We start from the raw sequence: 18988 nt of genomic DNA, 5'->3' as shown, positions 1-18988 counted from the left end.
CTTTAGGTGACCCTTACTGAGCCAAGCCTTACCAACCACTCCCCGGCCGCGGAGGTGAGCTCATGTACGTCTGCATCTGCGCACGAGTTCGCGAGTCCGAGGTGAGGATGGCGATCTCCGCCGGAGCGCGCGACGAGTTCGACGTCGGCGAGGCCTGCGGTGCCGGCACCGGGTGCGGATCCTGCGTCGAGCGGATCTGCGGATTAATCCAGGACGGAGAAACGCCGCTGGCTCGAGCTTCCTGACCTGCGGGTAAGCATACCCCGATCGTAGAGGCAACAAGCTCTACGGTCGGCGAGTCATGCCCTGCAACAGGAAAAACCTCCGTTTCGGCGCTAGGGTGAGGTTTCCACACCCGAACGGAGGGCCTCCGGCATGCAAGGCGACGCGAGGACCATCGAGTTCCTCAACGAGCAGCTCACCGCCGAGCTGACCGCGATCAACCAGTACTTCCTGCACGCCAAGATGCAGGAGAACTGGGGTTACACGACGCTGGCCTCGCACACCAAGTCCGAGTCCATCGACGAGATGCGCCACGCCGAGGTGCTCACCGACCGGATCCTGTTCCTCGAGGGGCTTCCGAACTACCAGAAGCTGCTGGCGCTACGAATCGGCGAGACCGTTCCGGAGATGTTCCGGTGCGACATGCTGATCGAGCAGGAGGCCGTGACCCGGCTGCGCGAGGGCATCGCCCACATGCGCGGCATCGGCGATCACACGTCGGCCAACATCTTCGAGGACATCCTCAAGGACGAAGAGCACCACATCGACTACCTCGAGACGCAGCTCGACCTGATCGAGAAGCTCGGCGAGCCGCTGTACCTGTCCCGGTTGGCTGAGCACCCCTCATCCTGAACCGACTGATCGAGGCCCGTCCCGGCAGCTGCTGGGATGGGCCTTCATCATTTCACACCGCGTATTCATCTGATCACTGTGCGACTATCAGTGCGTGCAATGGCGTGCGCTGACGGTGACGTTGCTGGTGATGCTCGGTCTGCTGGTCGCTCCCCCGGGGGAGGCTGCCGCGCGGCGGCCGGCGGTCGTCGGGATGGGCGACAGCTTCGTCTCCGGGGAGGGCGCCGGCGCCTACCGGGCGGGCACCGATCGCCGCGGCAACTTCTGTCACCGCTCGCGGGCGGCCGCGATCGAGCACACCGCGCTGCCGGGCGTGCGGAACCCCGTCCGGGTGAACCTCGCCTGTGCGGGGGCGAGCACGGCCGACGTCCGGCTCGGGGGTCACCGTCGGTACGGCGAAGCGCCGCAGGCCGAGCAGTTGCGCTCGGTGGCCCGGCGTTACGACGTCCGGCTCGTCGTGCTGACGGTCGGCGTCAACGACATCGGGTACGCCAACCTGGCGTACGACTGTGTCGTCGCCTATCTGAACCTCGCTCCGCGCTGTCAGGACGCCTGGACGCCGATCGTCCGGAAGCGGCTCGGCGCGGCGGTGCCGCGGATCGAGCGGAACGTGCGTGACATCCAGACCGTGATGCGCGAGGCCGGGTACGGGCCTGGTGACTACTCGCTCGTCCTGCAGTCGTACGCGTCGCCGGTGACCGGCGACATCCGGTACGGCACGGCGAGCCGGGGCGTGTTCGGGTGTCCCGTCCGCGACGACGACGGGAACTGGGCCAAGAACTGGGTCGCTGGTCAGTTCAGTACGGCGTTCGCGCGGATCGCAGCATCGCGGAGCGTCTCCTATCTCGATCTGGCGCCGGCCCTCCGCGGACGCGAGGCGTGCGCGCGTGGGATCAGCCGGTTCCAGGAGTGGTCGCGCGGGGTGTCGGTGGATCTGGCCGGGGTGCGGCACGGGTTGGGCATGAACATGCTGCAGCAGTCCGCCCACCCCAACGCCCGCGGCCACGCGCAGTTCGCCGAGTGCCTCAGCACCTTCGTCGCCCGCCATCTCCAGCGCGCGAAGTGCGCCCGCCAGTCCAACGGCAACCTGGCCCCCGTCACAACCTCCGCAGCCGCCTAGCCCGGGACGCCGTGGCGGGGGCGTCGGTGGCGGCGAGGTTCCAGAGCGGTGTGCGTGCTGCGGCGGTGGCGTTGGTCGAGGACCGACTGGGCGTCGGCGCGCAGGCCCTCGGTGCCGTGCCACCGCGCGATCCCGGCGGTCGCGGCGTCGCCGAGCGTGGCGTCCGGGTCGGCCGGTTCGGAGGCGTCCACCGACATCCCGTCGAGCACCCGCACGAACGCGTCCGCGACGAGCGCCGCCACCGGATCGCCCTCGGTGTGCACCACCGACGCCCGCCGGAACGCCGGATCCGCCGTCGTCACACCTTCCAGCACGGCGGTGTACCGCACGATCCGCACCGGCTCGGCAGCCGCGATCAGCGTCTCGAGCTCCGCTGTCGTCGCCGGACCCAGCCGGTCGGCGTCACCTTCCCGCACCACCGCCGGTAGCCCGTCCGCGAGGTCCTGCCACCGGTCCTGGTCAGCGGCCAGGCGGCTCACCAGCCGCCCCAGGTCCTCCCCCGCCGGCACGCTCCAGAACGCGACTTCCCGCCGCGCACGCGCGTCCGCGAATCGCTCCTCCATCGCGACCAGGTACTCCTGGCTCGCCCCCCACTCCGGCGCGCTCATCCGCGTCCGCCGGATGAGCAGCAACGGACCCTCCGCCGACGGCACCCAGAACACGTCGACGTACACCGCGAGCCGATCGGGGCCCGACCCCAGCTGCGTACGCCACCGTTCGATGCGCTTGCGCCCGCGCTCCTGGGCCGCCCGGCGCCCCCGGAAGCGCGCGAGGTCGTCCCGCGCCGACGACCCGTTCCGCTCGGCGGACGGCCGGAACAGGACCGTGTTGGTCATCGTGGAACCCTCCCGCGGCCACCGCGTGAGCAACGACAGCACGGTCTCCAACCGGCTCACCCGGTCGGTGAGCTCGTCGACCTCCCGGCGGGCCCCCTCTCCTGCCCGCACCCGCCCACCCAGGTCACGCAGGGCGGCGTCGGCCCGGTCGGACCGCTGGTCGAGCTCGGCGACCCCGTTCTCCGCCGTCAGCTGGACGTCGACCAGATCGCGGATCGTCAACAGGACGACGAGTACCAGCGCACCGAAGCCCAGCGCGACCACGACCGGGAAGAACGGTTCGAGCAGCCACTCGGCGAACAACAGGGTCAGCGTGACGCCGAGCGTCCACGCGAGGATCAGCGATTGCTCACCGACAACCCGCCGTAAGGTGCGCATGACGCATCGTTGCGCCATGCGTCAGCAAAAAGAAAGGCTCCGTTCGGAGGGTTCCAGCTCATCCACCCAGTACAGATGAGAGCACCCGAATCGCCTGTTCGAGGCCTTCGTCGTCCACATCCAGGTGCGTGATCAGCCGTACCGTGCGCGGCCCGAACAGCGACGTCAGCACGCCCCGCTCGGCGGCCGCCGCCACCACCGCGGCCGGATCGTCGACGGTGAGCAGCACCAGGTTCGTTTCCGGGGCGTCCGCGCCGAGCGCTTCCGCCAGCCGTGCCGCCCGGGCGTGGTCGTCGGCCAGCCGGTCGACGTGGTGCTGCAGCGCGTAGAGCCCGGCGGCGGCCAGGATGCCGGCCTGCCGCATCGCTCCCCCGAGCTGATGACGCCGGGCGCGCGCCGCTGCGATCCGCTCGGCAGTGGAGACGACCAGCGACCCCACCGGCGCCCCGAGCCCCTTCGACAGGCACACCGAGAGCGTGTCGAACAGCGCCCCGTACTCGGCGAACGACACCCCGGACGCCACCGAGGCGTTCCAGATCCGCGCACCGTCGCAGTGCAGCGCCGGCACGCCGGCCTTCAGCCGCACCAGGTCGTCGTACGGCAGCACGGCACCGCCGCCACGCATGTTCGTGTTCTCGACCGCCACAGCTGTCGTCGGCAGCCCCGGATACCCGGGCACACGCACCTGCGCCAGCCACGCGTCCACGTCCAGGACGCCGGGCGACGGCCCCACCACCGTGCGGGTGCTGAAGCCGCCGATCGCACCGGCCGCCCCGCCCTCGTACGTGACGATGTGCGCGTCGGCGTCGCAGAGCAATTCGGCACCCGGACGCAGGAGCGTGGTCAGCGCGAGCTGGTTGGCCATCGTGCCGGACGGCACGAACAGCGCCGCCTCGTGCCCGAACATCGCGGCGACCTCGGTCTCCAGCGCGTTGACCGTCGGGTCCTCGCCGTAGACGTCGTCCCCGACCTCGGCCTCGGCGATGGCCTTGCGCATTCCGTCGGTCGGCCGCGTGACGGTGTCCGACCGGAGGTCGACGAGACTCATCCGCGCAGCATCTCCGCGATCAGGAACGCCAGCTCCAGCGACTGCTGGCTGTTGAGCCGCGGGTCGCAGGCGGTCTCGTACCGGTTGGCCAGGTCCGCGTCGAGCAGGTCCTGTGCACCGCCCAGGCACTCGGTGACGTCCTCGCCGGTCAGTTCCACGTGGATGCCGCCCGGGTGGGTGCCGAGCGCGCGGTGCACCTCGAAGAAGCCGAGCACCTCGTCGACGATGCGGTCGAAGTGCCGGGTCTTGTAGCCGTTGGACGCCTCGTGCGTGTTGCCGTGCATCGGGTCGCACTCCCAGACGACCAGGTGCCCGGTCGAACGGAGCTTCTCGACGAGCGGCGGCAGCGCGTCGCGGACCTTGTGGTTGCCCATCCGCGAGATCAGCGTGAGGCGCCCGGGGATGCGCTCCGGGTCGAGACGCTCGGCGAGCTCGACGACGTACTCCGGGGAGGTCGTCGGGCCGAGCTTGACGCCGATCGGGTTCGCGATCCGCGACACGAAGTCCAGGTGGGCGCCGTCGGCCTGCCGGGTGCGCTCACCGATCCAGATCATGTGCGCGGACAGGTCGTACGCGACACCGTTCTCGTCGCGCCGGGTGAGCGGGCGCTCGTAGTCGAGAATCAGCGCCTCGTGCGAGGCGTACAGGTCGGTGGCGCGCAGCGCCGGGTCGTTGACGCCGGCGGCCTGCATGAACTTCAGCGCCCGGTCGATCTCGGCCGCGATCGTCTCGTACCGCTCACCGGCCGGGGAGTTCTTGACGAACTCCTTGTTCCAGTCGTGCACGGCGTGCAGGTCGGCCATGCCGCCCCGGCTGAACGCGCGCAGCATGTTCATCGCGGCGGCCGCGTTGGCGTACGCGCGGACCATCCGGCTGGGGTCGGGGATGCGCAGCTCGGGGTCGGGCGTGAACGCGTTGACCATGTCGCCGCGGTACGACGGCAGGCCGAGCGCGTCGACGTCCGACGAGCGGGGCTTCGCGTACTGCCCGGCGACCCGCCCGATCTTGACGACCGGCATCGACGCGCCGTACGTCAGGACGACGGCCATCTGCAGCAGGACGCGGGTGAGCGCCCGCAGGTGCGGCTCGGTGTTGTCGTCGAAGGTCTCGGCGCAGTCACCGCCGCGCAGCACGAACGCACGGCCCTGCGCGACCTCGGCCAGACGCTCACGGAGAGCGTCGACCTCATAGGGGGCGACGATCGGCGGAACCGTGGACAGCGTCCGGCCGACCTCGGCGAGCGTGTCGGGATTCGGCCAGGTCGGTTGCTGTGCGGCGGGCAGAGAGCGCCAGATATCCAGGTCGTCGACGACGGTGTCCATCACGTCCCCCAGGGTAGTTGCCGTGGCTACGGAGTTGCGGTCCCACCTGCGTGACCGCCACCACGTGGATTTGGAGAGGTATGAGCGTTCAGACGATTCCGGAGTCGGTGGGTCCGTTCGGCCGGGCCGCGGTGCCCGCTGGCCGTCCCGACACAACGCTGCGGGTCGCGATCGCCGGTCGGCGGCCGGTGCGACGGGTGGTGCGTGCGGCCCGGGTCGTGCTCGGGCTGGTCGCCGTTGCCGGCTTCGCCGCGTGGCCACTGACCAACCACGCTTCGTGGACGTTGTACGCCGCGTTCGGGTCGCTGGCCGCGATCGCGCTCGGTGGGCTGACGTCGTGGCCGCTGGCATCGTACGGCGGGTGGAGCCTGCGGGCCGAGCGCGCCCGGGTGATCGGCGACTGGTTACAGGCGATCACGCTCGCACTGGGTTGTCTCGGCCCGATGGTGGCGCTGTTGCGTCCCGAGTCGTCATGGGCACTGGTGGGAGGCGTCGGCGGAACGCTGTGCCTCACCCTGGGTTGGCTGTGGCCGGCCACCCTGGGGCTGGTCCTGGCCGCCGACGAACGACCGCGTCTCGAGCAGTACGAGCGGCTCGCGCAGCGCGACGAGATCCGGCGCCAGGTCGAGCGGGAGCCAGAGCGGTTCCCGGTGTTACCGACGCCGGTCGTGCTGCGACCCGAGGTGACCGAGCCGGTGACGCTGAAGTACGACGAGGACCTCGGCCCGGATGATTTCGACGATCCCGTCGAGTACGCCGAGTGGCTCATCGAGGAGCCGTTGCTCACGGTGCGTGCCGATCGCCGCTCGATAGTCCTGACCGACGACGACGGCAACCGCCGCACGCTGCGAGTCGGCGGCCGCGCGTACTCCGGCCCGACGGCCGGCGGCGGCTCCGGGTCGGCCGTCACCGACGGTGCCGGGCCGGGTGGGCCGGTGGCGTCGGTCGTGGTGCTGGTCGCGGCGGGGCTGACACCCGGTTCTCCGGAACCCGCGTTCGACGGGGAGACCGAGGCCGGGCTCAAGCGGCTGGCCGGGGACGTCGACCGGGTCGCGCTGCTGGACGCCACCGGGCACCGGGTCGTCGACCTGCCGGAGCTCGCGTGGTCCCTGCGCGAGCTCGCGCAGCTCGCCGGAGCCGCCGGCGTGCCGTGCGTCGCCTACCGGGTGGACGAGGACGTCCTCGACCGGGCCGAGGGCTCGACGCCCACCCGGGTGGCGTTCGACCTGCTCGCCGCACACCACCCGGCGGCGCCGGACCTGCTCGACCTCACCGATTGAGTAGATCCGGTCTGCCAGGATCGAGCCCGTGAAGCTCATACTCACGGTGCTCGTCACCGCGGTGGCGCTGCTGGCGTCGACGTACGTCGTCGACGGCATCGACGTCACCGAGACGTCCTGGCCGGCCAAGGTCGGCACCCTGCTCGTCGTCGCGGCGATCTTCGGTGTGGTCAACGCGATCGTGAAGCCGATCGTGAAAACGATCGGCTGCGGGATCTACGTCCTGACGCTCGGGCTGTTCGGGCTGATCGTGAACGCGCTCCTGTTCCTGCTGGTCGGCTGGTTCGCCGACCAGTTCGGGCTCGGCTTCGAGGTCGACGGCTTCTGGGCCGGTTTCTGGGGCGCCATCGTCGTCTGGGTCGTCAGCTTCGTCCTGAACCTCGCCCTCGACCTGGCCGGCGGCCGCGACGAAGACTGACCCCGCGCGAAGCGCGGAGTCAGTCCGTTCGAACCTGGAGCCCACTCAGCCAAAGAAGACTTCTGCTTCGGCGTAGCGGGACAACGGAACCGTCTTGAGTTCGCGGGTGGCCTCTTCGATCGGGACGCGGACGATCTCCGTGCCCTGCAGCGCCACCATCTTTCCCCAGTCCCGCTCGTGCGCCGCGTCGATCGCGTGCAGGCCGAACCGGGTCGCCAGCACGCGGTCGAACGGCGTCGGCGAGCCACCGCGCTGCACGTGCCCGAGCACGACGGCACGCGACTCCTTGCCGGTGCGCTCCTCGATCTGCTCCGCGAGCCACTGGCCGATACCACCGAGCCGGACGTGCCCGAACGCGTCGCGCTCGCCGCTCTTGAGCACCTCGGCGCCCTCGGCCGGCACCGCACCCTCGGCGACGACGAGGATCGGCGCGTAGTGCTGCGTGGCGAACCGCGACTCGACGTGCTTGATCACGTCGTCGAGGCTGAACGGCAGTTCGGGCACGAGGATCACGTTGGCGCCGCCGGCCAGCCCGGAGTGCAGCGCGATCCACCCGGCGTGCCGACCCATCACCTCGACGACCAGCGCACGGTGGTGCGACTCCGCCGTGGTGTGCAGCCGGTCGATCGCCTCGACCGCCACCGTCACCGCCGTGTCGAACCCGAACGTGTAGTCGGTCGCACCGAGGTCGTTGTCGATCGTCTTCGGCACCCCGACCACCGGAATGCCCTCGTCGGTGAGCCTCTTCGCGACGCCCAGCGTGTCCTCGCCGCCGATCGCGATCAGCGCCTCGATGCCCCGACGCTCCAGCGTCTCGCGGATCTTCTCGACGCCGTACTCCACTTTGTACGGGTTGGTGCGCGAGGAACCCAGAATCGTGCCGCCGCGAGGAAGGATGCCGCGGACCTGCTCGATGCCGAGCGGCCGCGCGTCGTCCTCCACCGGACCGCGCCAGCCGTCCCGGAAGCCGGAGAATTCATGTCCGTAGACGCTGACGCCCTTACGGACGACAGCCCGGATCACGGCGTTGAGGCCGGGGCAGTCTCCCCCGCCGGTGAGCACGCCGATGTGCATGGTGCGGTCCTTTCGTAGCACGCGGGCGGCGGAAGGGAACCGCGTCACGGTGCTACGAGGGGTGTCGATTCGACGCGGTAGCCGCCTCGGTGCACACGGTAGTCGTCAGACCGATCCGATGCGGACACCTTCCGCAGCGGAAACGCGCGCCTTCTCCATCGCGCGCCAGCGCGCGAGGTTGTGCCGGGCGTCGGCCACCGCGTCGTGCTGGTCGACGCCGGCCGGCGGCAGCTCGGGCTTGCCGAGATCGTCCCAGCGCTGCCGCAGGTCCTTGGTGAACCGCGGGATCGGGCGCGGCAGCGCGGGCATCGGGCCCCACAGCTGACAGAGCGCTACGTGGTCGTACGCGGCGTACCACGCCCACAGCTCGACCGAGCCGCGCGCGGGCACCCCGGCGGTGAGGAACTCCAAGAGTTCACCTTTGATTCGCTCGCGCGACATCCATGCCTTCGACGACGGACCGGGCAGCTTGTCGAGGACGTTTTTCCGCACCCAGGGGATCGCGCGGGTGTCGTCGAACTCGGTGGAAACGGCATAAAACTCGTTGCCGTCCTCGTCGACCGCTCCGATCGAGACCAGGTCGATGGTGTGCCCATCCTCGATGAATTCGGTGTCGTAGAAGATTCGGCGAAGCGGTGCCATCCCTCCATTCTGCCGTGCCGTGTTCACAGCACAAATCACAGGCCAGGGCGGTGGCGGGAGGGAATTCTCAGCGGTATTAAAACGGGAGTGAAGGGGTACAGATGGCCTGCTGTCCGGGGCCGGACGTTCTGCCCCTTCCAAACCGGTCACAACAGGTCACTTACGTGACCTCGGGACGAAACTCGCAAGAAACTATTGTCCGACAGCGTGGTTGTTCTCACCCGTCACACTGGGCTGGCTATCCCACAGCTCGGTCCTGACCGGAAGGGGTCGCCGATGAGAGCCGATACCCGTACGTGGTTCTCCCGCCGGACCTCCACTGCGAGTGACTGGCCCGTCGAGGCTCTTGCCGACCGCAAGGGCTCGACGAGCGTCGCCGTGGTGCTGCCGGCGCTCAACGAGGAAGAAACCGTCGGCACGATCGTCGAACGAATCGTGCGCCTGGCGGAGCAGACCTCCCTCGTCGACGACATCGTGGTCGTCGACTCCGGATCCACCGATCGAACCGCCGAGCGCGCTGCCGCCGCCGGGGCGCGTGTCGCCCACCGCGACGACATCGTCCCCGACCTGCCCAGTCGCCCGGGCAAGGGCGAGGTGCTCTGGCGTTCACTGCACGCGACCAGCGCGGACATCGTGGTCTACGTCGACGCCGACCTGACCGATTTCCGTCCCCATTACGTGACGGGCCTCCTCGGCCCGGTCCTGAGCGACCCGACCGTCCAGCTGGTGAAGGCGTTCTACGACCGGCCGCTGGCCGGTGTCTCACCGGTCGGTGGCGGACGGGTCACCGAGCTCACCGCACGACCCTTGCTCAACGCGTTCCTGCCGGAGCTGGCCGGTGTCGTCCAGCCCCTCGCCGGGGAGTACGCCGGACGGCGCTCCCTGCTCGAACGACTGCCGTTCGCCCCGGGTTACGGGGTGGAGACCGGCATCCTCATCGACACGGTGCTCGCCCACGGCATCGACGCCGTCGCCCAGGTAGACCTGGGTGAACGCGGGCACGGCCACCAGGACACCGCCGCACTGGGGCGGATGGCGGCCACCATAATCCAGACGCTGACCGCGCGCATCGGCCCGAGCCGGGCCGAGGGTCACGACCTGGTCCAATTCAGCCGGGTGGAAGGCGAAGTCGTCCCGGTGACCTGGGACATCCCGTGGGAGGAGCGACCGCCGATGATCTCGCTCCCCTCGTACCAGGCCACGCGTAAGGCCGCCTCCACACTGAGTTAACTTCCGCGTTACAGCGAGGGCACCGAACCGCCGGTTCGGTGCCCTCGCTGCATGCCTGGCCTTCCGTGCACCGACGCGAACGCTTAGTCTGAAATAGGGCGAATACTCCCATTTCTGTTGCTCTGTGCACCATTCGGACTGAAACGCACGCGACCCTGGAGGCCGCGCCATGCCCATGCCCGAAAAGCTCTCGACGCTGTTCCGGTACGACCTACCGGCCTCGTTCGTCGTCTTCCTCGTCGCAGTACCGCTGTCACTCGGCATCGCCGCCGCATCCGACGCCCCGATCCTGGCCGGCCTGATCGCCGCCGCGGTGGGTGGCATCGTCGCCGGCCTGCTCGGCGGCGCCCCGCTCCAGGTCAGCGGTCCGGCCGCCGGTCTGACCGTGATCGTCGCCGAACTGGTCGCCCAGTTCGGCTGGGCCACCACCTGCGCGATCACCGTGATCGCCGGCCTGGTGCAGATCGTGCTCGGCCTGAGCCGCGTCGCCCGGTCGGCGATGGCCCTCTCCCCCGCCGTCGTCCACGGCATGCTCGCCGGCATCGGGCTGACGATCGCCCTCGGCCAGCTGCACGTGGTGCTCGGCGCCGACAGCCCCGGCAACGGCTGGGACAACCTGATCGAACTACCCGGCCAGCTCCTGACGCCACACGGCCCGGCGACGTCCGTCGGGCTGCTCGCGATCGCCGTCATGGTCGGCTGGCGCTGGATGCCGGCCGCGGTACGGCGCATTCCGGCTCCGCTGGCCGCCATCGGCTGCGCGACGGTGCTCTCGATGACGCTGGCGTTGCCCGTCGACCGCGTCGACCTGCCCGGCGACCTGTTCCGCGGTCACCTGCTGCCCGCGCTGCCGGACGGCCACTGGCCCGCGTTCGTCGTCGGTGTGCTCACCGTCGCGCTGGTAGCGAGCGTCGAGAGCCTGCTCTCCGCCATGGCTGTCGACGGCATGCACCACGGTCCCCGCGCGTCGCTGAACCGCGAGCTGGTGGGTCAGGGTGTCGCGAACACGCTGTCCGGTGGCCTCGGCGGCCTACCGGTGACCGGGGTCATCGTCCGCAGCACGGCCAACGTCACGGCCGGGGCCCGTACCCGGGCGTCGGCGGTGCTGCACGGCGTGTGGGTGGTCGTCATCACGCTGTTCCTCACCGCCGCGATCGAGGAGGTGCCGCTGGCCGCGCTCGCCGGCCTGCTCGTCGTGATCGGAGTCCGGCTCGTCGATCCGCACCACGTCCGCGCGGTACGCAGGCACGGCGATCTCTCCGTGTACCTGGTCACCGCCGGTGGGGTCGTGTTCCTGAACCTGCTGGAGGGGGTGCTCGCCGGTCTGGCGCTGGCGGTCGCACTGACGCTGCGCCGGGTGCTCTGCTCCGGCATCTCCGCCGATGTCGACGCCGAGGGGCGGCACCGGATCACGGTGGAGGGCACGCTCAGCTTCCTCGCGGTGCCCCGCCTGTCCCGCGTCCTCGGCGCGATCCCGGCGCGCAGTGACGTCGTCGTGGAGCTCGTCGTCGACTTCCTCGACCACGCCGCGTACGACCACCTGAGCCTGTGGATCGACCGGCACCGGGCCGGTGGCGGCACGGTGCAGATCGACGAGATCGGTCACTCGGCACTGACCGACGCCGCCGAGACGCGATCGCGCACAGGGCTGCCTCTGCCGCGGTGGTTCTCGCCCTGGGGTGAGTGGCAGGCCGGCGAGCCGGGTGACCGGGTGCTGACCGGTGCGCGCGAGTTCCAGCGCCGGGCCCGCCCGCTGGTGCGGCCGTTCCTCGCGGAACTCTCCGACCACCAGGCACCGACGACGCTGTTCATCACGTGCGCGGACGCCCGCGTCGTGCCGAACCTGATCACGACGAGCGGGCCGGGTGACCTGTTCACTGTGCGCAACATCGGCAACCTGGTGCCGCCGTACGGAACGGACGAGGCGTCGAGCGTCGCCGCCGCGGTGGAGTACGCCGTCGACGTGCTGCACGTGCCGACGATCGTGGTCTGTGGACATTCGGCGTGCGGCGCCATGAACGCGCTGCGCAGCGGTGGGGACAACGGCGCTGGGCCGCTGGCCTCCTGGCTGTGCGCGGCCCGGCCGAGCCTGGAGCGCTACGAGCGCGACGAGCCGGATCCCCGGTTCGAGCCGCCGGAGCAGCTCGTCCAGGCCAACGTGCGCCAGCAGCTCGAGCACTTGGCGCAGTACCCGCCGGTGGCACGGGCCCTCGCGGAGGACCGGATCCAGCTGATCGGCATGTTCTTCGACATCGGCGGCGCCGAAATGTGGATGGCCGACACCGACGGCCACTTCACCCCGGTCGAGGACTCCGCGCTGGCCTGAACCGGTCCCGTTCCGGCGCGCTGGAACGCGCCGGAACGGGACCGCTCGGGGTCAGCCCACCGGCGTGGGCTTGCGGGTGCGCTTGGGGCGCTGGGCCGCGACGCTGGCGCGCAGGGCCGCCGCGCCCGCGCCCTCGCCGCGCAGCAGCGGCTCGAGGAACCGGCCGGTGTGGCTCGCCTCGACGGCCACGACCTGCTCGGGCGTGCCCTCGGCCACCACTGTGCCGCCCTTGTTGCCGCCCTCCGGACCCATGTCGATGACCCAGTCTGCGGTCTTGATCACGTCGAGGTTGTGCTCGATCACGATCACCGTGTTGCCCTGGTCGACCAGCCGCTCGAGCACCCCGAGCAGCTTCCGGATGTCCTCGAAGTGCAGACCGGTGGTCGGCTCGTCGAGCACGTACACCGTGCGCCCGGTGGAGCGCTTCTGCAGCTCTGTCGCGAGCTTGACGCGCTGCGCCTCACCACCGGAGAGCGTCGGCGCCGGCTGCCCGAGCCGCACGTACCCCAGCCCCACGTCGACGAGCGTCGCGAGGTACCGCTTGATCGCGGTGATCGGCGCGAAGAACTCCGCGGCCTCCTCGATCGGCATCTCGAGGACCTCGGCGATCGACTTGCCCTTGTAGTGCACCTCGAGCGTCTCCCGGTTGTACCGGGCGCCCTTGCACACCTCGCACGGGACGTAGACGTCCGGCAGGAAGTTCATCTCGATCTTGATCGTGCCGTCACCGGTGCAGGCCTCGCAGCGCCCACCCTTGACGTTGAACGAGAACCGGCCGGGGCCGTACCCGCGCACCTTCGCCTCGGTGGTCTCGGCGAACAGCTTCCGGATCCGGTCGAACACACCGGTGTAGGTGGCCGCGTTCGACCGCGGCGTGCGGCCGATCGGCGACTGGTCGACACCGACGACCTTGTCGACCTGGTCGAGCCCGGTCACCCGCTGGTGCCGCCCCGGCACCAGCCGCGCGCCGTTGAGCGTGTTCGCCAGCACCGAGTACAGGATGTCGTTGACCAGCGTCGACTTGCCCGACCCCGACACGCCGGTGATCGCGGTCAGCGTGCTGAGCGGGAACGCGACGTCGAGCCCGCGCAGGTTGTGCTCGCGCGCGCCCTTCACGACCAGCCGGCGCTTCGGGTCGACCGGGCGACGCACCACCGGCACCGGGATGCTCTCCCGCCCGGACAGGTACGCACCGGTCAGCGACTTCTTGCTGGCCAGCAGTTCGGGCACGGTGCCGGACACGACGACGTGCCCACCGTGCTCACCGGCACCCGGGCCGATGTCGACGACCCAGTCGGCGGCCGCGATCGTGTCTTCGTCGTGCTCGACGACGATCAGCGTGTTGCCCAGCTTCTTGAGCCGGAGCAGCGTCTCGATCAGCCGCCGGTTGTCGCGCTGGTGCAGACCGATCGACGGCTCGTCGAGCACGTAGAGGACGCCGACCAGCCCGGACCCGATCTGGGTGGCCAGCCGGATGCGCTGCGCCTCACCGCCGGACAGCGTCCCGGCGGGCCGGTCGAGCGAGAGGTAGTCCAGCCCGACGTCGAGCAGGAAGCGCAGCCGCTCGTTGATCTCCTTGAGCACCTGGCCGGCGATCATCCGCTGCCGGTTGTCGAGCTGCAGGTCGGCGAGGAACGCCGCGCACTCGTCGATGGCCAGCGACGACACCTGGGCGATGTTCTTGCCCGACAGCCGGACCGCCAGCACCTCGGGCTTGAGCCGCGTGCCCCGGCAGACCGGGCAGGGCACGTCGCGCATGTAGCCCTCGTACCGGTCCTTGCTCCACTCGGACTCGGTCTCCGCGTGGCGCCGCTCGAGGAACGGCATGACGCCCTCGAAGCTCGCGTAGTACGAGCGCTTGCGGCCGTACCGGTTGGTGTACTGGACGTGCACCTGGGTGTCGTGCCCGTGCAGGACCGCCCGCTTCTGCTTCGCGGTCAGCTTCTCCCACGGCGTGTCCAGGTCGAAGCCCAGCGCGTCACCGAGGCCGGAGAGCAGGCGGAGGAAGTACTCCAGGTTGTGCCCGGTGGACCACGGTTGGATCGCGCCCTCGCCGAGCGTCCGCTCCGGGTCGGGGACGACCAGCTCCGGGTCGACCTCCTTGCGGGTACCGATGCCGCTGCACTCGGGGCAGGCGCCGTAGGGCGCGTTGAACGAGAACGTGCGCGGCTCGAGGTCTTCGATCGCCAGCGGGTGGTCGTTCGGGCAGGCGAAGTTCTCGGAGAACTTCCGCTCCCGGTCGGCCGAGTCCTCCGGCAGGTCGACGAAGTCGAGCACGACGATGCCGCCGGCGAGCCCGAGCGCGGTCTCCACCGAGTCGGTGAGCCGGCGCTGGGCGTTCTCCTTCACCGCGAGCCGGTCGACGACCACCTCGATGGTGTGCTTCTCCTGCTTCTTCAGCTTGGTGTTGCCCTCGGTGAACTCGGTCAACGGCTGGACGACGCCGTCGACCCGCACCCGGGCGTAGCCCTTGGCCTGCAGCTCGGAGAAGAGATCGAGGTACTCGCCCTTGCGACCGCGGATCACCGGGGCGAGCACCTGGAAGCGCGAGCCCTCGGGCATCGCGAGCACCCGGTCGACGATCTGCTGCGGCGTCTGCTTGCTGATCTGCTCGTCGCAGACCGGGCAGTGCGGCACACCCGCGCGGGCGAACAGCAGACGCAGGTAGTCGTAGACCTCGGTGATCGTGCCGACGGTGGAACGAGGGTTGCGGTTGGTCGACTTCTGGTCGATCGAGACCGCTGGCGACAGACCCTCGATGAAGTCGACGTCGGGCTTGTCCATCTGCCCGAGGAACTGCCGGGCGTACGCGGAGAGTGACTCAACGTAACGACGCTGACCCTCGGCGAAGATCGTGTCGAACGCCAGGCTCGACTTGCCCGACCCCGACAGACCGGTGAACACGATCAGCGCGTCCCGGGGAAGGTCGAGGTTGACGTCCCGCAGGTTGTGCTCGCGTGCTCCGCGCACGAGGAGCCGGTCAGCCACGGTGTTCTCTTCCAATTCGTCGACGGACATACCAGAGCATCAAATCTAACGAGGGGGTCCGACAGTTTCTGCCCGCGCGCCCTAGCAGCGCTTTCCGACCATACGATGGAGCCATGAGCTACACCGGTCACGTCGATCCCCAGGGAGCGCCGGTCAGCCGCGAGGCAGGCCCGCTGACGATCACCAAGGTGTCGGTCGGCCCGATGGACAACAACGCGTATTTCCTGCGCGATACCGCCACCAGAGAAACGCTGCTGATCGACGCGGCCAACGACGCTGACACCCTACTTCGGGTTCTGGGCGACGCCGAGTTGGCGACGATCGTCACGACCCACCGCCACGGTGACCACTGGCAGGCGCTGGCCGAGGTGGCCAAGGAGACGAACGCCCGGTTGGTGGCCCACCCGGCTGACGCCGAGGCGCTGCCGGTCGCCGCCACCGACCTGGTCGACCACGGCGACACCGTCACGGTCGGTGACGTTCCGCTCGAGGTGATCCATCTGGTCGGGCACACGCCCGGCGCGATCTCGCTGCTCTACCGCGAGCCCGGCGGCCGCCCGCACCTGTTCACCGGCGACTCGCTGTTCCCCGGTGGCCCCGGCAAGACGAACTCGCCGGAGGACTTCCGGTCGCTGATGAACCACCTGGAGAGCCGCGTCTTCGGCAAATTGCCGGACGACACCTGGGTGTACCCCGGTCACGGCGACGACACGACACTCGGCACCGAGCGCTCCCACCTCGGTGAATGGCGCGAGCGCGGCTGGTGAAGTGGACGGTCGACCGGCACAGGGGCCGCCGGACGCTGGTGCGATCTGTCCCCCGGACACAGCGCGACCCAGCGACCGTCGGCCCCACCCCCTCCACGGCCGGTCGACCGTGACAGAGAGCTTGCCAATTCCATTCGCGACGGACAGCCGTGTCGGCCCCGAACCTCCTCGGGTGGGGCCACCCCTGGCGAGTTGGGGGTAGGCCCTCTGTACTGGCAGGTGGGCGACGGATAAGCATCGTGTCATGTATGCGGAGCGCGTGTCGCTGACCCGTCCCGCTCGGGCTTCCGTGCCCGAACGGGCCCGGTTGGCGACCACCATGGTCGCGGTCGTGGTGGCCGCCGCCGCGGTCTCGACGGCGCTCCAATGGCCGCTCTGGGCCATCAATCCGCTGCTCGCGAGCGTCAACACGCTGCTGGCCGTCGCGCTCGCGGCGGTCACTCCGCTGTTGCGCGAGACGAGCCTCGGCCTGCCGCGCGGTGTCGTCCCCTGGGCGTTCGGGTTGGCCGGCATCTTCCGCTGCGGTGTCCACGTCTACCTGTGGGGCGACGGGGTGCCGCGGATCATCGCGTACCTGTCGGACTCCGCGTTCTGGGTCTCGATGACGATCGCGCTGTTGTTCTGGACGCACGCGGTCAACCACTGGGAACGTCGTTACCTGATCTTCCTGACCGTCACGCTGGTGATCGGCGACGTCGCGATGGCGGTCAGCGACGGTGCGGAGTGGGCGCGCGCCTACTCGAACATCGACGGCCTGGTCTGCCTCGCCTGCTTCCTGACGCTGGTCGCCCGGCGGCTGGGCCGGGCCCGCGGGCTGGAACGCCGCACGCTGCGCACCGCTCAACTTCCGGCCGTCGTCACCGCGGCCACCGTGCTGATCACCTGGGTGCTCGCCGACTCGTTCACCCGGCAGGGGCTGCTCTCCGTGCAGGCCGTGGTCAGCGCGGCACTGCTGGTGCTGCCGATCACCGTCGTGGCCGCGACGGCCCGGCTCGCGGCCGAGCGGGCCGAGGTCGCCGACTCGGTCACCAGCATGTCGTGGCCGGTGAGCCCGAACCGGCTGCAGTCCGCGCTCCGCCGGGCGCTGCACGACCCGACGATCGAGATCGGCTACTGGGTCGACGGGCTCCGGCGCTACGTCGACGCCGACGGCAAGGAGCTCGAAGCCCCGATCGACGATCGGTACACCGTCGTCTGCCAGGACGGCCGCACCCTCGAGAACGACGACCACCTGCCCGACGTCCACCTGGAAGAACAGCCCGTTGCACTGCTCGTCGGAAGCCCTCACCACCGGCACCGCACCGACCTGGTCGCGGCCGCGGTCCGAGCGGCCGGGCCGGCGCTCGCGCTGGCCGGCCTGCAGGTCGGCCTCCGGGCGGAGAGACAGGATCTCACCGCCGCCCACCGGAAGGTGGAGGAGTCGCGGTGGGCCGAGCGAAGACGCTTGGAGCAGAACCTGCACGACGGCGCGCAGCACCGGCTGGCGGCCCTGACCATGAGGCTCGGGGCCGCCAGCGCGACGGTTCCGCTGGATTCCCGAGCCCAGGACCTGGTCGGGGAGATCCAGGACGAGATCCGCGAGGTGCTGCGCGAACTGCGTGAGTTGGCCGACGGGATCCACCCGACGACACTGACCGAGGCGGGTCTGGGACCGGCGTTGGAGGCCGTCGCCGACCGGTTCCCGGTGCCGGTGACGATCACCGCACCTGCCCGTCGTTTCCCACCGGTGGTAGAAGCGGTGGCGTACTACTCCACAACCGAGGTGCTGACGATCGTGACCAGACAGTTGCACGCCGCCGAGATCCTGGTCGAGGTGACGGCCCCCGGCGGTGACCTCTGGGTCCGAGCGACCGGCGTGGGAGCCAAGGACCAGGGCGAACGCTATTTCGCCCCGCTCGCCAGCGGTCTGCGTGCGATCGGCGGAGAACTGTTCACCCCCAGTACCGGTGTCACCAAAGAGGCGGGGACCGACTACACCGTGGCCGCGAGAATTCCATGCGAGTAGCCGTCGCGGACGACGCGGCCCTGTTCCGGGACGGGCTGTGCCTGCTGCTCTCGGCCGCCGGCGTCGAGGTGGCCGCTCAGGCCGCCGACGGTGACGAACTGTTCGAGCAGATCAAGACCGATCTTCCCGACGTCGTCATCCTCGACATCCGCATGCCCCCGAAGCCCGACGGTGGGCTCTCCACCGCCGAGAAGTTACGGGCGACCTATCCCGACCTGGGCATTCTCATGCTCTCGCACTACACCGAAACGCCGTACCTGATGAAGCTGCTGGAGATCGGCTCGCGCGGGGTCGGATACCGCCTCAAGGAACGGGTCGCCGACGTCGCGACCCTGCAGGACACGCTCACCCGCATCGCCGCCGGTGACACCGTGATCGAGCCCGAGGTCGTCGAGCGCCTGCTCGAGCAGCGCCGCAAACGCGCGACCAGTCCGGGCATCGCCCAGCTCACCGAGCGCGAGAAGGACGTGCTCCGGCACATGGCCGAGGGGCGCTCCAACGGCGGCATCGCCGAGGTGCTGGTGCTCAACACGAAGACCGTCGAGAAACACATCGCGAGCATCTTCGCCAAGCTCGGGCTGCCGGCGACCGAGACCAACCACCACCGCCGGGTCTCCGCCGTGCTGGCCTATCTCCGGGCCCGCCAGGACGGCGCGGAGAACTTGTGAGAGATCCCAGGAAACCTGTGCACGGCACCGA

The 18988-nt window shown here is 69.9% G+C and carries 16 protein-coding genes; 10 read left to right on the top strand and 6 right to left on the bottom strand.

What is annotated here, in order from left to right; translation table 11 throughout:
* Nucleotides 1-62 precede the first annotated feature (62 nt).
* The 3 genes from ACGFY5_RS18500 to ACGFY5_RS18490 all read left to right on the top strand — a co-directional run bounded on the left by ACGFY5_RS18500 (nucleotide 63) and on the right by ACGFY5_RS18490 (nucleotide 1975).
* Nucleotides 63-245, top strand: coding sequence for a bacterioferritin-associated ferredoxin (locus tag ACGFY5_RS18500; RefSeq protein ID WP_392721272.1), 183 nt, complete (start codon nucleotides 63-65; stop codon nucleotides 243-245).
* A 130-nt stretch (nucleotides 246-375) separates the two neighbouring features.
* Nucleotides 376-855 (top strand): bacterioferritin, encoded by a 480-nt coding sequence (bfr, locus tag ACGFY5_RS18495; RefSeq protein WP_392721271.1) that lies wholly within the window; start codon nucleotides 376-378, stop codon nucleotides 853-855.
* 94 nt (nucleotides 856-949) lie between these two features.
* Nucleotides 950-1975 (top strand): GDSL-type esterase/lipase family protein, encoded by a 1026-nt coding sequence (locus ACGFY5_RS18490; protein ID WP_392721269.1) that lies wholly within the window; start codon nucleotides 950-952, stop codon nucleotides 1973-1975.
* Here the strand turns inward: ACGFY5_RS18490 and ACGFY5_RS18485 are convergent.
* Genes ACGFY5_RS18485 through ACGFY5_RS18475 form a run of 3 tightly spaced genes read right to left on the bottom strand, consistent with a single transcriptional unit; the run spans nucleotide 1972 to nucleotide 5559 of the window.
* Entirely contained in the window at nucleotides 1972-3189 is a 1218-nt protein-coding gene (locus ACGFY5_RS18485) for a hypothetical protein (protein ID WP_392721267.1), read from the bottom strand. The two genes, ACGFY5_RS18490 and ACGFY5_RS18485, sit on opposite strands and share 4 nt — an antisense overlap.
* A gap of 58 nt (nucleotides 3190-3247) precedes the next feature.
* A complete protein-coding gene (locus ACGFY5_RS18480) occupies nucleotides 3248-4237 on the bottom strand; it encodes a threonine aldolase family protein (RefSeq protein WP_392721265.1) in 990 nt (329 codons plus the stop codon).
* Complete coding sequence (locus ACGFY5_RS18475; protein ID WP_392722522.1) at nucleotides 4234-5559, bottom strand: class II 3-deoxy-7-phosphoheptulonate synthase; 1326 nt, start codon at nucleotides 5557-5559, stop codon at nucleotides 4234-4236. Before ACGFY5_RS18475 ends, ACGFY5_RS18480 begins: the two co-directional genes overlap by 4 nt.
* A gap of 80 nt (nucleotides 5560-5639) precedes the next feature.
* Between ACGFY5_RS18475 and ACGFY5_RS18470 the strand changes: the two genes are divergently transcribed.
* On the top strand, nucleotides 5640-6839 hold the full coding sequence (locus ACGFY5_RS18470; RefSeq protein WP_392721263.1) for a hypothetical protein: 1200 nt from the start codon (nucleotides 5640-5642) through the stop codon (nucleotides 6837-6839).
* A 28-nt stretch (nucleotides 6840-6867) separates the two neighbouring features.
* Nucleotides 6868-7257: a phage holin family protein gene (locus ACGFY5_RS18465; protein ID WP_392721260.1), complete on the top strand. Its 390-nt coding sequence runs from the start codon at nucleotides 6868-6870 to the stop codon at nucleotides 7255-7257.
* A gap of 45 nt (nucleotides 7258-7302) precedes the next feature.
* Here the strand turns inward: ACGFY5_RS18465 and ACGFY5_RS18460 are convergent, their stop codons facing one another.
* Together ACGFY5_RS18460 and ACGFY5_RS18455 are read right to left on the bottom strand one after the other, a co-directional pair.
* Nucleotides 7303-8331, bottom strand: a complete 1029-nt coding sequence (locus ACGFY5_RS18460) for a 6-phosphofructokinase (RefSeq protein WP_392721258.1) — start codon at nucleotides 8329-8331, stop codon at nucleotides 7303-7305.
* Between the two features lie 105 nt (nucleotides 8332-8436).
* On the bottom strand, nucleotides 8437-8973 hold the full coding sequence (locus ACGFY5_RS18455) for a polyadenylate-specific 3'-exoribonuclease AS (RefSeq protein WP_392721257.1): 537 nt from the start codon (nucleotides 8971-8973) through the stop codon (nucleotides 8437-8439).
* 276 nt (nucleotides 8974-9249) lie between these two features.
* Between ACGFY5_RS18455 and ACGFY5_RS18450 the strand changes: the two genes are divergently transcribed.
* Nucleotides 9250-10203, top strand: coding sequence for a glucosyl-3-phosphoglycerate synthase (locus ACGFY5_RS18450; protein ID WP_392721256.1), 954 nt, complete (start codon nucleotides 9250-9252; stop codon nucleotides 10201-10203).
* 169 nt (nucleotides 10204-10372) lie between these two features.
* On the top strand, nucleotides 10373-12529 hold the full coding sequence (locus ACGFY5_RS18445; protein WP_392721254.1) for a SulP family inorganic anion transporter: 2157 nt from the start codon (nucleotides 10373-10375) through the stop codon (nucleotides 12527-12529).
* A gap of 51 nt (nucleotides 12530-12580) precedes the next feature.
* Here the strand turns inward: ACGFY5_RS18445 and uvrA are convergent, their stop codons facing one another.
* Nucleotides 12581-15517 (bottom strand): excinuclease ABC subunit UvrA, encoded by a 2937-nt coding sequence (gene uvrA, locus ACGFY5_RS18440; RefSeq protein WP_392722520.1) that lies wholly within the window; start codon nucleotides 15515-15517, stop codon nucleotides 12581-12583.
* Nucleotides 15518-15630: 113 nt separating this feature from the next.
* Between uvrA and ACGFY5_RS18435 the strand changes: the two genes are divergently transcribed.
* The 3 genes from ACGFY5_RS18435 to ACGFY5_RS18425 all read left to right on the top strand — a co-directional run bounded on the left by ACGFY5_RS18435 (nucleotide 15631) and on the right by ACGFY5_RS18425 (nucleotide 18957).
* Nucleotides 15631-16284: an MBL fold metallo-hydrolase gene (locus ACGFY5_RS18435; RefSeq protein ID WP_392721251.1), complete on the top strand. Its 654-nt coding sequence runs from the start codon at nucleotides 15631-15633 to the stop codon at nucleotides 16282-16284.
* A 244-nt stretch (nucleotides 16285-16528) separates the two neighbouring features.
* The gene (locus ACGFY5_RS18430; protein ID WP_392721249.1) at nucleotides 16529-18289 is read left to right on the top strand and encodes a sensor histidine kinase; all 1761 of its coding nucleotides are present in this window, start codon (nucleotides 16529-16531) and stop codon (nucleotides 18287-18289) included.
* Entirely contained in the window at nucleotides 18280-18957 is a 678-nt protein-coding gene (locus ACGFY5_RS18425) for a response regulator (protein WP_392721247.1), read from the top strand. Before ACGFY5_RS18430 ends, ACGFY5_RS18425 begins: the two co-directional genes overlap by 10 nt.
* Nucleotides 18958-18988 lie beyond the last annotated feature (31 nt).

It is taken from the genome of Cryptosporangium sp. NPDC048952 (genome assembly GCF_043197895.1).
In the GTDB taxonomy this organism is placed as follows: domain Bacteria; phylum Actinomycetota; class Actinomycetes; order Mycobacteriales; family Cryptosporangiaceae; genus Cryptosporangium.
This window is presented reverse-complemented; position numbering and strand designations above follow the sequence as displayed.